This window comes from Patulibacter medicamentivorans (genome assembly GCF_000240225.1).
In the GTDB taxonomy this organism is placed as follows: domain Bacteria; phylum Actinomycetota; class Thermoleophilia; order Solirubrobacterales; family Solirubrobacteraceae; genus Patulibacter; species Patulibacter medicamentivorans.
In genome coordinates, this window is record NZ_AGUD01000295.1 from 1 (window position 1) to 15,016 (window position 15,016).

The window sequence follows — 15,016 nt, forward strand, 5'->3', positions numbered from 1 at the left end:
CCGGACCGCGGCCGATACGCCGACGGCGCCGGCGAGCGCCACCACGGGCGCGAGCGCGGCCAGCGACGGCGCGGCACCGGCGACGTTCGCCGCGGCCCCCGTCCACCGCGACGACCAGCGGTCCGGCACGAGCAGGCTTCCGAGGTGCTCGCCGACCGCTTCGGGAGCCGCGGTCGGGGCCCCGCCGACGACCGCCCACGGCAGGGCGAGCGGCGGAACGACCGCGCTGGCCGCGCGCAACCGCCGCACGAGCGCGCGACAGGCCGAGCAGTCCGCCAGATGGGACGTGGCGATCGCGTGCCGCTCGCCGTCCCGGTCGAGCGCGTCGAACGCGTAGGCGGTGATCAGCGAACGCTGCTCGCGGCACCAGTCGCCCTCGCGCAGGTCGTCGACGAGCGAGCCGACCTGCTTCGAGACGCGATCCATCACCTTGCCCATCCGCCTCGGCGTGAGCCCCAGGACGTCGGCCGCCTCGGCCCGGCTGTACCCGTGGAGGTAGCAGAGCGTCGCGGCCTCGCGCTCCCGCGGGCGCAGGCGAACGCGGAGCCCCTCGGCGAACGACCGGAGCATCTGGGCGTCGTCCAGCTGCTGGTCGAGGTCGGCGGCCGCCGCCGCCAGGTCGGCGACCTCGCAGTCGTCGGCGCGACGATCCAGCCGGAGCCGCCGCGCCTCGTCGATCGCCCGGAAGTACGCGGCCTGGGCCAGGAAGCCGCCGAGGTTGTCGATCTCCTCGCCCGCCAGCATGCGCTGGTAGAGGCCGTGCCAGGCGAAGTTGTACGCCGCGTCCTGGTCGGCGCGGTCCAGGATCAGCCCCACGCGGCGGAGCTTGACGTCGAGCGTGCGGAGGGTGCTGGAGCGGAGGGACTCGTAGCTCTGCTGCAGCACCCGATCGGCGCGCCGACGGGCACCTCCCCGCACCCCAGCGGCCGAGCCACGCGATGACGGGCCGCCCGTCGCACGCTCCATCGTGTGTTCGATGTATGCCGACATTTGCGACCGACGGTAGCGAGGCTTTCGCCGATCGCGGCGCGTCTCAACGGATCGCCGATCTCGCTTGCGTTGGCGGCCCCGATCCGCTAGCCCCGCGGAATCGGACCGTGAAACCCGGGAACGCCCTGCAAAGCACGCAGTTCGCCCGAACGCGCCCGCTGCCGTCGAACCGCGGCTCGGCGGGTGGACGGAGATCCTATCCCGTCGTCAGAGGCTCGGCGGGGCCGCCTCCGGCAGCCGGTCGGGAAGCTCGCTGGGTCGGGTCGCGCCGAGCTCGGCGGGCTTGCGCGAGATCAGCAGCCAGTCGAACTCGACCTCCCCCGCCCCGTCGCCGAGCTCCTCGACCACGAACCCGTCGGGCGAGCGCTCGACCACGGCGAGTCCGCCGCAGCGGCCGTTCGGCGTGACCAGCACCCGGTAGGCGGCCTCCTCGCCGTGGACGACGAGGTCGGCCGCCTCGTCCCCGAGCAGGACCGTCGCGCGGCCGGACGACAGTCGACCGGTTCCCGAGATCTGGACCTCCTCCTCGAGCACCAGCGGCGACGTGACGACCCGGTGGCCGACCCGCGTCTCGAGGTGGGTGAGGAGCGCGCTGCCGGCCGAGCTCGTGTACTTGCCGTTGGTGCCGAAGCCGTAGGCGCCTCCGGGGCCCACGATCGAGACGACGCCGGTGATGTAGTCGCCGGAGCGGCGGGCGTGGTTGTAGAAGCCCGCGATCTGGTTGACGCCGGACGAGCTCAGCGCGTAGATCGCGTTGCCGCTGCCCGGCTTGAGCGCCAGGAGGCCGTTGACCAGGGTCTGCCCGTTGGCGGTCAGGGCGCCGACGGTCGCGCCGCCGTTGACGTTGAGGCCCGGCGTCGTGACCGCGCTCGCCCAGAACCCTCCCGTCGACGCGAGGTTGCCGTTGACGTTCGTGGGACCGAGGGAGGACGCGCCGCCCACGGTCACCCCGTCGCCGATCGACGCGTGGCCGGAGATCGAGAGGCTGTTGCCCGCCACGGGCCCCGTGGAGACGCTCTCCGCGCTCAGCGCGCCGGTCACGTCGAGCGTCTTGCCGATGGTGGCCGCCTCGCTGACGCCCAGCGTCCCGCCGGCCGTGACGTCGCCCGAGGCCTTGACGCTCGTCGGCGTGAGCGCCGGGTTCGAGACCGTCAGCGTGAGGGTCTCGTAGAGGACGATCGTCTCGTAGCCGGTCGATGGCGAGTCGTGGGCCGGGTTCCCGGTGCTCGACGCGACCAGCACGAAGGTCGTGTCGGTCAGCAGCCCGTCGGCGATCTCGAAGCTGGTCGCGGTGCCGGCGTAGACCGGCATCGAGATCCCCTTCCGGTACAGCTCGTACCAGGTGCCGTTGCCCTCCCACTCGAGCAGGATCGGCGCTCCGAGCGCGAACTCGGTGGCGGGCACGGTCGGCGCCGTCGGCGCCACCGCCACCAGGTTCTGGACGTAGAACCGCGGCAGCACCTTGTCGAGCGTGAAGCTGCCGCGGTTCGGGTCCAGCTTCTCCGGGTCGGTGCCCGAGGTCTCCTCGATCACGTACTCGAACTGCCCCGGGGCGAGGTTGACGATCGCGTCGAGGCTGGGCACGAGGTTCGCCGAGCCGATCAGCCAGTCCGCCGGGTCGGTGCTGAGCGCCCTGAAGGTGAACTTCGCCCAGGTCACGGTCGGATCGCCGCCGAGCGCGCCGACCTCGACCGACGTCGGGTTCCAGGCCGCGGTGTTGATCGACGCGGTCGGCACGTTCGCCACGGCCGCCAGCGAGGCCGGGTCGTCGCCCAGGGGCACCGCGATCAGCAGCTGGTTGCAGTAGACCGCGTCCGACGGGTCCGAGACCGAGACGTTGATGCGCCCGCGCGTGCCCGCCTGGGCCGTGCTCGTCTGCAGCGGCGCCGGATCGGTCGAGAAGGTGTAGTCGAGCAGCAGAGCCATGGGGTGTCCCTCCGGGTCAGGTTGGCGGTGGCGCGTCGGCGAGGTCGACGACGAGCTGCAGCCGCCCGTCGCGCAGCGAGGCCAGGTAGGGCTTGAGCTCGGCGCCGGGCGTGGCGTCGACGAGGCCGTAGGGCGTCCAGGCCGGCTCCTGGTCCCAGAAGGTCCAGGTGCCCGCGCGCTCGGACGGGATCGGCAGGACGACCGAGCTGGCCGGATCCGGGGTCGTGCCCGCGATCGTCGGCGTCGGCTGCACGTAGGTCAGCGCGGGCTCGAGCCGGAACGTCACCTCGAGCCGGCGCAGCGCCCGCGCGACGAACGGCCCGGGCAGGTCGGCGCGGACGACGGGGACCACGCCGGTGGTCGCGTGGACGCCCGCCCGCGGGTCGACGAGCATCGTGATCGGCGCCGGCGCGGCGTCGGGTCGCAGCGCGAGGTAGTTCGGCCCGTCGGCGCCCGGCGCGCCGATCGGATGGACGTACCCCTGCGCGGTCTGCGTCCGCGGGGTCGCGACGGTGTTCAGCGTCGAGTAGTCCTCGTGCGCGAAGTACCCGATCAGGCCGTCGTCGCGGGTGGCGAGGTCGCCGAGGCGAACCGCGAACGGCTGCTGCCGGACCGCCGTCGACGGAGCGGCGAACGTGCCGGCCCAGCTCGGGTCCCGGCGCGGCGGCTGCCGCAGGCTCAGCCGCAGGCTGGCGCGGACCAGGGCGAGCGGCCGGCCGATCAGCACCGACAGCGCCTGATCGCGCCGGGCGCCGAGCGGATCGGTCGTCCAGAGGGTCGTGTCGATGGCGTCGAGGAACGCGTCGAACGCCGCCTCCTGCGCGAGCGCCGGCGCGCTGATCATCTGGGCGAGCCGCGGGGCCGCGGCGGCGACGTCGGCCATCGTCCGGACGTCGCCGTGCGGTGGCGGGTCCCAGTGCCCGCTGCGGGTGCCGTCGGCCGCGACGACGAGCCGGACCTCGCCGAGCGCGGTGCCGTCGGGCCCGAACACGAGCACGCTGTGGTCCAGGTGGTTCGGCAGCAGCCAGCCGCAGACCGGGTTGGCGTCGGCGTCGCGCCACAGGAGCCTCGCGTCGTCGCGACCGTCCACCAGATCGAAGTCGAGCCGGGTCGGCTGCAGGATCCGCGGCGGCAGCTCGACCACCGACGCCACGTTCGGCACCGCCTTGGCGGTCGGCGCCATCGCCGGGTCGACGACGGCCGGGAAGTTGGCGGCGTCGTGGATCCCGCTCTCCGAGCGCCCGTCGCCGACCACGGTCAGCGTGCGGCCGAACTTGTCGTAGAGCGCCAGGTAGGTGAGCCACATCTGCCCCTGGCGCAGCGGCTGGAACGGCGGGCTGACCCCGGCGACCATGAACGGGGCCGTCGTCACCGCCCCGCGATAGCGCGCGGCGAGCAGGCCGGCGGCGTCGGCGTCCGGGAAGCCCGCGAGCTCGGCGATCGAGTAGGAGGGCTCGCTGCCGGTGACCGGCGTCTGCTCGGCCGGCGCCGGGCGGCGCATCGCCCGCTGGTCGCGGACCGTGAGCTGCGCGTTGAACCCGGTCAGGGCCTGGGTCAGGACCGGCAGCGGGGTTCGGCCGCCGAAGATCTCCTCGTAGACGTGCCGCAGCTCGGCCGAGCCGCCGAACTGGTCGAGGAACGTCTGCAGCCGCGCGCCCATGACGACCTGGGCGTGCGGGCTCAGCAGCGAGATGCCGGACAGCGACTGCGGAGTCGCGGTCGCGGGCGTCCGCGGCGCGTAGCGGTAGTCCTCGCCGTCGAACGCCCACTGCGCGCCGTCGCCGAGCGGCGCGTACGCGGCGGCCCACTCCACGAACATCGGCTGCCACGGCTGGACCCACGGGATCAGGCCGAGCGCCGGCAGCGGCGAGGAGTACGCGGGCGCCGCCCGGGTGGCGATGGCCTTGGCGACGTCCCCGGGCGGCTTGCCGAGCGCCTGCCCGATCAGCGTCGCGTTGGCGGGGTCGACGAGCAGCCACTCCGCGAGCACCGCGCCGACGCCGTCCGGCAGCCCGGCACGGGCGGGCAGCGCGGCGGCCAGGGCCGGCATCCCGGCGAGCGTCGCCGGGACCCCGTCGACGGTGAGGCTCGCGACGAGGTCGGACTGCAGCCGCGCGACGGGCGGGGTCGCGGTCGACTCGTCCGGCGGCTGGACGCCCGACACGACGACGACCGGGTCGTTGGGCATCCAGTAGCGGGGCGCCTCGACCGCCTTCAGGACCTTCGCCGTCGCGTCGAGGCCGCGAGCGCGGGCGAACGCGCCGATCCCCGCCGTCAGCGCGTCCTGGGGGTCGGGCACGTGGGGGTCCGGCTGGGGCACGCGATCGGCCAGCGCGCGCACCGTCGCGAGCTGGTCGAGCAGCTGTCGCGCGACGCTCGCGGTCCCGTCCCCGGCCACGAAGGTGGGGTCCAGCTGCTGGGTCAGCTGCTCCTGCGACGCGACGCCCGGCGGTGGGTCGGGGAACGAGTCGGAGGGGTAGCGGCCCGCCTTCCACCACAGCTCGTGGAACCGCCACTGGAGCGCGTCGAGGTCGCCGAGCGCCAGGTCGAGGCGCAGCTGGTCGGCGTTGAGCTGGGCGAGCCAGGTCCGCTCGCCGACCGTGAGCGTGGCGGCGCTGGCGTCCTGGTCCTCGGCGGCGACGATCTCCCAGCGATAGCCGCCCGCCGACGACCCGTGCCAGGCCCGGCGGATGCTGCGATCGAGCAGCGCCTCGCCGTTGACCTCGCCGAGCACCGGCAGCAGGTCGTACTGGAACGCCCGCAGCAGCTGCTCGCCGCCCGATCGCAGGTCCGGGGCGCGCGCCGCCAGCAGCGACGTGAACGCGTCGGTCGTCGTGTTGCCGACGCCGACGTCGATGTCGGGGCTGTGCTTCAGGGCCGCGAGCGGATCCTGCTCGCCGCAGGCCGGCGGGCCCGACGGATCCCATGCGACCCCCAGGGCGAGGCCCTCGTAGAGCGTCCTGGTCGCCGGCTGCGCGCGATCGCCCGCGACGCTCCAGTCGAGCGCGGACAGCGCGTCGAGGTACGGCGTGTCGGAGCCGCTGTCCGCCGCCCACCCGGCGAGCGGGTCGTCGTCGGCGCTGGAGTGCCACCCGACGACGGCGTAGCTGACGGTGCCGGCGCCGGCGGGCACGCCGGCCATCGCGTCGTAGAACGAGAAGACCCCGCGGTTGTGGGGCGTGTAGATCGGGAACGCGACGTTGCCCGGGGCCAGCGCGGTCAGGAACGCGCTGTCGGGATCGCGTTCCTGCCACTGGGCGAGCGGGAAGGCGGCCCCGATCATCGCGTAGGGCGTCCTGCCGGCGGGCGGCAGCTGGACGGTGTTGCGGCAGGGGTCCGGGCTCGCGGCCCAGCGCCGCGCCAGGTCGGAGTCGACCAGGCACATGCTCATCTGGGCGACGTCCGCCCCGGCCGCCTTCGATGCCGGGCTGTACGGGCAGTCGCTCTCGACGACCCAGGAGGTCGCGCTCAGCGTCGCGCCCTGGACGAACCGCGAGACCAGCCAGCGGTTGGGCACCAGCGGATGCTCGATCGTCCCGGTGCGCGCGTCCTGGACGCCCTGGCGGAGCGCGTCGGGGATCACCCAGTGCAGGCGCACGCCCGGCCCGCCGCCGGTGATCCCGTCCTGCTGCGCGACGGGCTCGGGGCTGGAGAACTCGTCGAGCGCGGCGTAGTCGTAGCGCCACCAGCGGAAGCCGTCGCGCGCGATCAGCTGCGCGTTGACCGACAGGGCGTCGAGCTGGACGGGGACGACGAGCGCGGGGCCGGTCATGCTCAGCCTCCTGTCGGCGCGGTGAACGCGACCGCCTCGGGGGCGTTCAGCATCTGCAGCGCGAGGTCGGCGGATCCGAACGTCGCGACCGCGGTCTGCGCCGCCTTGGCGACGCCCGCCGCGAGCTGGGCGACCAGGCCGCCCTCCGCTCCCGGCGCCACGTTCAGCACCCGGGCGCCGCCGGGCCGCATCGCGCCGGGCAGCGTGCCCTGCGGGTCCCGCACGAGGACGACCGGATCGCCGGGGAACTGCTCGCCGACCTGGAGCGACGCGGTCGCGGCGAGGCTGCGCAGCGTCGCGCAGCCGTCCTGGTCGACGCCGAACCGGAAGCCCTCCTGCGGCTCGGCGACCGTGACCTTCGCAGGGGTGCCGGTGAACAGGCACAGCAGGACGTCGGGCGACAGGCGCTCCATCCGCAGCGTCGCGAGCAGGGCCCCGTCGTGGTCCTCGGGACGGACGGCCAGGTTCGGCCATCCCGAGACGACGCCCGAGCGCAGGAGCATCCCGCTCATCGGCCCCGTGCCCGTGGCCGGCGACGGCGGTCCGGTCCCCGCGATCGTCGACCGGTACTCCGCGACCGCGTCGTAGGCGGCCGCGTGGAGGACGTCGCCGGCGATCTGGTGGAAGAACGTGTCGCGGCTGGACTCGATCCCAATCGACAGCGCGCCGTCGAGGAGCGCCGCGAGCCAGTTCGGGTCGAGGTGGAAGAAGCGCAGCGACTCGCGGGGCAGCATCGACTCGCGCGGGACCAGCGCGTGGAACGGCACCGGCCCCAGCAGCAGCAGCTGCCCGAGCCAGGTCGCGACCGGGTCGAGGTCGACGCCGACCGCGTCGAGCAGCGCCTGCTGCACGTCGTCCTCGGCGAGGAAGGCGGCGAGCGCCTCCTGCGGCGAGCTGTCCGGCCCGGGCGGCGGCGGGGCCGGAGGGACCGGGAGCAGCCCCGGCTTGCCGAGGTCGGCGAGCAGGTCGGCGGTGAGCACGCCGCGCAGCTCGTCCTGCACGTTCGCGCCCGACAGCGCCGCGATCTCGGTCGCGCTGAACGCGTCGCTCGTGAGCCGGTGGTGGAGGGCGTCGGCGAACCGGTGTCCGCGCGTGCGCAGGTCGAGCAGCCGCTGGCCGAACGCCGGGTCCGCGAGCGCCGCGGCGCGACCGACGTGGAACGCGGCGGCCAGCGATGCGTCGAAGACCCCGTAGGCGGGCTGGTAGGCGAGCGCCGCGTCGGCGGTCGGCAGCGGCGTGGAGCGGTCGAGTCGCGCGACCGGGTACGGCGCGAGCGGGCCGCGGTACCAGCCCAGGGTCGACTCTCCGGTGCGCGTCGCGTACGTGAGCGGGACGTAGCCCTGCCGCAGCCGGGCGATCGCCTCGCCGCCCCCGGGCGCCGCGCCGTCGATCGAGTCCGAGCGGAGCCGCAGCCGGTAGGCGTCGGGCGCCGGCGACCCGTGGTCGCTGCCGGCCTGGACGATCGCCTCCATCAGCCCGCGGAAGTCCTCCCGCGGGTCGGGGATCGTCCAGAACGACCAGCTCGCCAGCGACGCGAGCGCGACGCTCGTGGCGCTGCCGAAGTCCGGCGACTCGACCAGGTACGGCTCGAGCCCCTCGACCGACACCAGGTGGACCAGGCAGCGGGCCGGCGGGTCGCCCGCGGCGGCGGGCGCGGCCGGGAAGCGGTTGGCGACGACGACGGAGAACAGGCCCTGCTCGGCGAGGGTCGCCTTGTCGGCGGTGCTCGCCTGGCGGCAGTGCGCGAGGTACTCGAGCTCGTCCAGGCGCGGCATGACCGCCGCGAAGGCCGTGGTCGGCACGACGACCATCGTCATCGGGTCGCTGCCGGCGACGTCGTGCTCGCGCGTGACCGACGGCTTGAGCACGCTCCCGTCGGCGGTCGCGAGGAACGCGTCGACCGTGGTCGCGATCGCTCCGGTGGCCGAGCCGGCGGGGTCGACGACCTGGTCCGCGTCGAGCACCAGCAGGGCGAGCCACGGGCGGCCCGCGACGTCGCCGGCCAGCGACCGCTCCCAGGGGAGCATCGGCTCGCTCAACACCACGTGCGGCAGCTCGTCCGCGAACTGCCCGGTGCTGCCCGGCGGCGGGTGGAGGGCGAGGATCTCGTCCTGCGGCAGCGAGAGCTGCGGCGCGGTGACGACCAGCTCCTGCTTCGCCGTGAGCGCGTCGGCGTTGACGACCGCGCTGCCGTCGAGCAGCGCGTGATCGGCCTCGAGGTACCAGCTGCCGGCCCCGAGCGCGGGCAGGTAGCTGTCGTACAGGCGGAGGTCGCCGACCGGGATCGGGGACGGCGTCGGATCGCTGCTCATGCCGGCGCGGTCACCTCCATCGGGGCGTCGGCGAAGAGCGTCGCCGCCTGCGCGCCGATCGCGGTCATCGGGTCGTCGGCGCCGCCGTAGAGCGCGCCGAGCGCCTGCACGAGCGCCGTGCGCGTCCCGGCGAGGCCGGCGATCCGCGCGATGTCGCCGACGCTGTGCGGCGCGTCGGCCGGCAGGTACGCGGTCCCGGGCGTCGCCCCGGGGTCCAGCGGCATCGCCGTCGTCGCGATCGTCTCCTGCGCGACCTCGGCGAGCGGGAACGCGCCCCGGGTCGCCCCGATCGCCGGCGGCGGAGGCGCGACCGCGAACCCCACCGGGCGGCCGGGCACCACGTCGGCCCTCGCGGCCGCCGGGGTCTGCGCGAACGGCGACGGCGGCGTGCCCCACAGCGCGTCGGGGACGTTGCGCAGCCGGGGCGCGTGGGTCCAGCCCGACAGGTCCCACGGCTCCGCGTCGGGCGCGCCGCGGCGCACGACGAGCCGGTGGACCGCGGTCAGGCCGGCACGGTTCATCGGCTTGACGTCGACCGGGTCGGAGGTCGACACCGTGCCCGCGGTCGGGTCGCCCGGCACCGCGGCGCCGATGCACAGGTGGCTGGCGGGGACGGCGGACTCGGTCGTGAAGGAGAACGCGGTGGCGCGCACGATCCAGGCCTTGCCGCTGGTGCTGGCGGTGCTGTCCTGCTGCTTGGCCAGGCCGCCGGTCGGCTGGAAGGAGACGACCGCGTCGGTCGCGGGCAGCAGCGACCGGAAGCCCGTCCACTCCAGCGGATCCTGGCTGCTGCCGGCGCCGTGCGAGCCGAACCTGACGGTGAACGACACGCACCACAGGTGGACGTGGACCCGGCCGCCGGTCGGAGGCCCCCAGAGGTCGACGCTCGCCCCGAGCGACAGCTCGATCGTCTTGTGGCAGATCAGCAGGTTGAGCCGGTAGGAGACCCCGATCTCGACGTCGATGCCGGCCGTGAAGCTGAACGGCCGCCACGAGACGAGCAGGTCGGCGTTGGCGGTGAACCAGGCCTTCAGGTCGCCGTCGCTGAACAGCGCCTGCAGCCGCCCGCCCGCCATCGCCGAGCTCGGGGTGAGCGCGAAGTAGGCGCCGCCGCTGATCGACACCGTGCTGCTGACCGCCCAGCTGAACCCGAGCCGCGGCACCGCCGGATAGAAGTCCGGGACGCGGAACGCCGGGTGGTAGCCGCCGAGCGTCAGCACGAACTGGCCGGCGTGCGGGTTGTCGCCGAACCAGACCTGGAACGCGAATCCGCCCGTCAGCTTGCACTGCGGCACGAGCACGTAGGAGCTCGGCGTGAGCAGCGCGGTGAGCCCGAAGCGGCCCTCGCTCGGCTCGAGCACCGCCTCGAGCTCGAGCTCGGCGTAGGCGTAGGTCGCGCTCGAGTCCGCCGCCTGCGGGAGCGCCATCGTCGCGAGCCCGAGCAGCGCGAACTGCAGCTGCTTGCCGAGCTCGACGACGACGACCGCGCGGGTCTGGACGAGCTCGAAGTGCGTCGCGGTCAGGCCGGCCGCGAACCAGTACTCGCCGGGTGCCGGGCTGATCCACGCCCTGGGCTTGCCGGCCGGCGTCGCGGGCACCCGTCCCTCGATCACGTCGAGGACGTGGCCGAGGCCCTGCGGCGGCGCGCTCCGCCCCGGCGCGGGCGGCTCGTTGAGGACGAGCAGCGGGAACCCCTGGACCTCGGTCGGCTCGGGGACGGTCAGGGCGCGGTTGACGCCGAAGCCCGCCATCAGGCCGGTGACGAAGAACGCGGGCGGCCCGCCGAGCGGCGCCGAGAGCTGGCCGAAGGCGAACAGCGAGGGCGCCCCGGACTCGAGCGCCGCGTAGGAGCCGACTGCGGCGATGCCGAAGCCCTCGGCCTCGATCACGAGCGAGCCGTCCAGCTCGAAGGTCGTGCCGGTCGGGGGCGGCACCACCCGCAGGAACGCGCCGCCGATCCTCAGCGGCGGCCGGTCGACCTCGAGGCCGGCGCCGGTGAAGGTGAACGTCGGCTCGAACCGCGTGAGCGGCGACCCCACCCCGAGGCCGTCGACCGAGAGCGTGAGCGGCCCGATCGTCAGCGCCGCGTCGATCGCGAGGAAGAGCGTGCCGCTGTCGTAGACGACTCCGACGCGCGAGAACTGGACCGTGCCGATCTTGCGCTGGATGTCGAACCACTTGCTCGTCGGGGCGGCGGGCCCGGCGGGAGCGGTCGGCGCGCCAACCGGCCGCGTCGCCGGCAGCGGCCCGGCCGACGGCAGCTGCGGCGGCCGCGGCGGCTGGCGCGGGGCGACCAGCCCGAGCGACAGCCGCTCGGGCGTTCCCGCGATCGTGGCCGTCGCGCTGAAGCCGGGGCCGGCGGCGAGCCCTGCGGCCGGGAACTGGATCGCCGGCGGCAGGTGCGCGTTGAGCTGGGTGGCCTGCTCGGCGGTGACCACGGCCGAGGCGTAGAGCACCTGGAGGTCGTCGATCGAGACCGTCTCGCCGGGAGGCAGCCGGTCGCCCACCAGCGGCAGCTCGGAGAGCCCGATCGAGGCGGCCAGGTCGAGTGCGAACGCCAGCGTGCGGGGCCCGGCCGCCGGTGCGATCGAGGCGAGCTTGGCGCTCTTCAGGTCGATCGCGATGCCGCTCGGGACCTCGGCGCCGAGCGTCGGCGAGAGCTCCGAGACGAGCGCCCCGATGTCGACCGTGCCCGGCTTGCCGTCGGTGTCGGCGGCCAGCGCGGCCACGAACGTGGTCGAGCTCGGCGTCGTGTCGAACGCCAGCGCCAGCTCGAGGAACGCGACGGTCAGCGTGCCGCCGAAGTCGTAGCGGTACCCCTTGCTCAGGTCCTTCGGGTCGATCGCGGCGACGAGGATCGACGGCGCGATCTCGACCGGCACGTCCGCGACGGCGAAGTCGCCGGTGAAGGTGAACGCGAAGCTCGACGTGCCGGAGGCGTAGGTCACCGTCAGCGCCTTCAGGTCGAGCGTCCGGATCGGCTCGGGCACGTCGCTCGCCTGGAGCCCGAACTCCGAGCCGATCTTGGCGATGATCGCGCCGAGCTCCAGGTCCTGGCCCGGCGGGGTCATCGCGGACCACGTCCAGCCGCCGGTCGAGGAGTACTCGGCGACCGCCTCGAGCGCCCCGAGGTCCCAGACCGACATCTCGGCGCCGAACTGCCCGTCGAACCCGTTGCTCGAGTACGAGACGAGCAGCGAGACCTGCTCGACCGCGAAGGGCCCCGCCTGCGCCACGTCGTCGACGTGCAACTCGAGCGCGTACGAGTTGGTGCTCGGCTGGGCGCTGAGGATGACGAGGCCGATCTCGGCGTCGAGCGGCAGGCCGCCGGTCGGCAGGTGGAGCGCGCCGAGGACGTCGGAGATCCGCACCGGCGTGCCGGGGTGCAGCGTGCCGCTGACGGTGAGCTCGGGCAGCGTCAGCACCAGGTCGAGCGGGATCGCCGCCACGGTCAGCCGACTGAAGACCTCGAACGAGACGAGCGAGCCGGCGCTGACGTCGAAGGCGACGCTGACCCCCTCGATCGCGGCGTCGAAGGCCCCCGTGTCGAACCCGACGTTCGCGAAGCCGTCCTGGACGTCGCCCGCCTGCGACGTGCCGGAGCCCGCGATCCAGTCCGCGAGCGCCACGATGCCCGGGAATGACTTGCCGGGCGGCGGCGCGATGAACGCGGTCCACACGCTGCCGGTGGAGAAGCCGACGCCGACGTCGACGTCGATGCCGTCGATCTCGAGGTGGCCGATGACGGTCAGCGAGATCGAGCGGGTCTTGATCGTGGCCCGCAGCGTCAGCCCCTCGAGCTCGGCGACGCCGTCGACCAGCGCGAACCTGGCCTGCGGCGCCTCGATCGCGAACGTCAGCAGCGCGTCGTCCGTCGTCCCCGGCACGAAGGCGATCGCCAGCGCGTCCCTGGCGAGCGTGAGCGGCCGCGACAGCACGTCGAGCTGCTCGGGGACCGCGAACGGCGTCTCGAGCGCGTACGCGAGCCCGACCAGCGCCTCCGGGGTCACGGCGGGCACGTCGGCGGTGAGGGCGATCGTCCAGCCGCCGCCCGCCGCGACCGGCGAGGTGACGGCGACCGGGGCGGCCTGCCCGCCGAGCGGCAGCGTCCCGGTCGCGGTCAGGCCGACGACCGGCGGCGTGCCGTCGGCGATCCGCAGCTCGACGGCGGTCACGGTCAGGTGGACGCCGGCCAGCCCCTGGACCGGCCAGGCGGCGCTCGTCGTGCCCGCGACGGTCAGCACCGAGCCGGAGAGCGCGATCCCGCCGGAGGCCGGGGCGATCGACAGGCTCCGCTCCGGAGCCGCCGCCAGGAACGCCGTCAGCGCGGCCGGGAGCGTGGTGTCGGTCGCCGCCAGGGTCAGCGGCGAGCCACGCGCGAGCAGCTCGGTGCGGAGGGCGGCGAGGTCCATCAGAACACCAGCGCGTCGACGCGCGGCCCCGCCGGAGCGGCATCCAGGTCCCAGTAGCCGACCACGCACCAGCGCGCCGGATTGCCGGCCGGCAGCAGCGACTGCGCCTCGACGACGCGCAGGACGACGTTCCCGCGGTGCCGTGCCGGCGCGCCGGGCACCGGGAGGTTCGGCAGCGCGTTGTCGCCGGCCACGCGCGAGCGGTTGCCCATCGCCGTGAGCTGGTTGAGGCCGTTGGACCGCGGGACCCCGACCCGGGCGAAGTTGCAGTTCGTCAGGTAGAAGAACTGCATCGTCCCGGCGTTGTCCAGCGCGGTGATGGTGGCCTGCCGCGGGTGCTGGTGGGCCGGGTTGTTGCCGGCGGAGATCATCGCCCCGACGGGGTTGACCGCGGCCAGGAAGGCCGGCGACGTCGCGGTCGCCGACCCGTGGTGGCCGCACTTGAAGCAGGCGACGCTCGTCGCCTGCGGGTAGAAGCCGCCGGCGGGGTCGGGGAGCGGGTTGGCCATCAGCGCGTTGCCGACGACGTCCTCGCCCTGCGACGGCAGGTCGCCGGCGGTCCAGTAGACGAACTCGTTGAACTGGATGACGAGGCCGATGCTGTCGTCGTTGTCCGGCTGGCCGCTCGGCGGAAAGGCGGCGCCCGTCGGCCAGGCGGTGCCGCTGATCGCGGTCACGACGGCCGCCGGGGCGTTCGCGGGCGGCAGCACCGCGCCGGGCCCCGAGTCGAACAGCACCTCGTCGCCGAGCGCCGGCGTGGTCCGCATGCGGTTGGTGTTCGGCGCCTGCACCGCGTAGTTGCCCGAGGCGGTGTACTGCCCCGTGATCGCGGGCCCGTACGCCGCCGGCATGTGCGCCGTGGGCCCGATGTCGATCACGTGCGTGTCGCGGTAGCGGCCGAGCGTCCGGAAGCGGCTGCCGGCCGGGACCGTCGTTCGCAGTTCCTGGTAGGCCGCGGCCCGCGCCGAGGCGGCGACGTTGAAGCCGCCCGCGACCGCGTTGGTCGCGGCCAGTCCGACCCGCCGGGCGACGTCGCGGCGCTTGGTCGCGCCCTGGGCGAAGAGCGGCTGCGGGGCGGGCGGCGGCAGCGCCTCGGCGCTGGCGATCCCCTGCTGCATCGCGTTCGCGTCGTTGAGTCCGGCCGCTGCGCCGCGCGCGACGAGGATCGGCGGGCCGGCGGCCGCGGCGCTCGGCCCGTAGGCGCCGAGCATGGCGGCGCAGGCGGCGGCGGTGAACCCGGCGAGCAGCTGCGGGCGTGGCGCCGGGATGTTGGCCATCGGCGCCGTCGAGCCGACCGCCCGGCAGACGGCGTCGAGGTTGTCCGCGATCAGCAGCGCCTGGACGCCGCCCGAGTGGTCGACGTCGTAGTGGCTGGTCAGGATGTGATCGACGGGGACCGCGCCGCCGGGGAGGTTCGCGATGTAGTCGTTGACCGTCTTCGCGTAGATCCGGTGGCCCGCGTCGATCAGGATCGAGCGCGTCGCCGGCGCCGGCGCCACCGCCGCCGGATCGCGGGCGACGATGAACGTGCACTCGCCCTGGCCGACGTCGATGATGTGGATGTCCAGCGTCCAGGGCATGCGCGCGTCGCATCTACGTGACCG

Annotated in this window: 6 protein-coding genes; all 6 read right to left on the minus strand. The window is 74.6% G+C overall.

Going from position 1 to position 15,016, the window contains the following annotated elements; translation table 11 throughout:
• Window positions 1-990, minus strand: a 990-nt coding sequence (locus PAI11_RS20265; protein ID WP_138974449.1) for an ECF-type sigma factor, incomplete at its 3' end; no start/stop codon positions are given.
• Between the two features lie 207 nt (window positions 991-1,197).
• Window positions 1,198-2,916: a hypothetical protein gene (locus PAI11_RS20270; RefSeq protein WP_007578270.1), complete on the minus strand. Its 1,719-nt coding sequence runs from the start codon at window positions 2,914-2,916 to the stop codon at window positions 1,198-1,200.
• A 16-nt stretch (window positions 2,917-2,932) separates the two neighbouring features.
• A complete protein-coding gene (locus PAI11_RS20275; RefSeq protein ID WP_007578272.1) occupies window positions 2,933-6,688 on the minus strand; it encodes a hypothetical protein in 3,756 nt (1,251 codons plus the stop codon).
• Window positions 6,689-6,690: 2 nt separating this feature from the next.
• Entirely contained in the window at window positions 6,691-9,000 is a 2,310-nt protein-coding gene (locus PAI11_RS27575) for a hypothetical protein (RefSeq protein WP_007578274.1), read from the minus strand.
• Entirely contained in the window at window positions 8,997-13,412 is a 4,416-nt protein-coding gene (locus PAI11_RS20285) for a DUF6603 domain-containing protein (RefSeq protein ID WP_007578276.1), read from the minus strand. Before PAI11_RS20285 ends, PAI11_RS27575 begins: the two co-directional genes overlap by 4 nt.
• Window positions 13,412-14,992 carry an MBL fold metallo-hydrolase gene (locus PAI11_RS20290; RefSeq protein ID WP_007578278.1) on the minus strand — a complete coding sequence of 527 codons (1,581 nt, stop codon included), beginning with the start codon at window positions 14,990-14,992 and terminating at the stop codon, window positions 13,412-13,414. The genes PAI11_RS20285 and PAI11_RS20290 overlap by 1 nt, the downstream gene beginning before the upstream one ends.
• Between the last annotated feature and the right edge of the window lie 24 nt (window positions 14,993-15,016).

What these genes read in the sequence shown, in the direction of transcription:
- PAI11_RS20270 (WP_007578270.1), bottom strand. Translation starts at nt 2,916, where the DNA reads ATGGCTCTGCTGCTCGACTACACCTTCTCGACCGATCCGGCGCCGCTG.
- PAI11_RS20275 (WP_007578272.1), bottom strand. Translation starts at nt 6,688, where the DNA reads ATGACCGGCCCCGCGCTCGTCGTCCCCGTCCAGCTCGACGCCCTGTCG.
- PAI11_RS27575 (WP_007578274.1), bottom strand. Translation starts at nt 9,000, where the DNA reads ATGAGCAGCGATCCGACGCCGTCCCCGATCCCGGTCGGCGACCTCCGC.
- PAI11_RS20285 (WP_007578276.1), bottom strand. Translation starts at nt 13,412, where the DNA reads ATGGACCTCGCCGCCCTCCGCACCGAGCTGCTCGCGCGTGGCTCGCCG.
- PAI11_RS20290 (WP_007578278.1), bottom strand. Translation starts at nt 14,992, where the DNA reads ATGCCCTGGACGCTGGACATCCACATCATCGACGTCGGCCAGGGCGAG.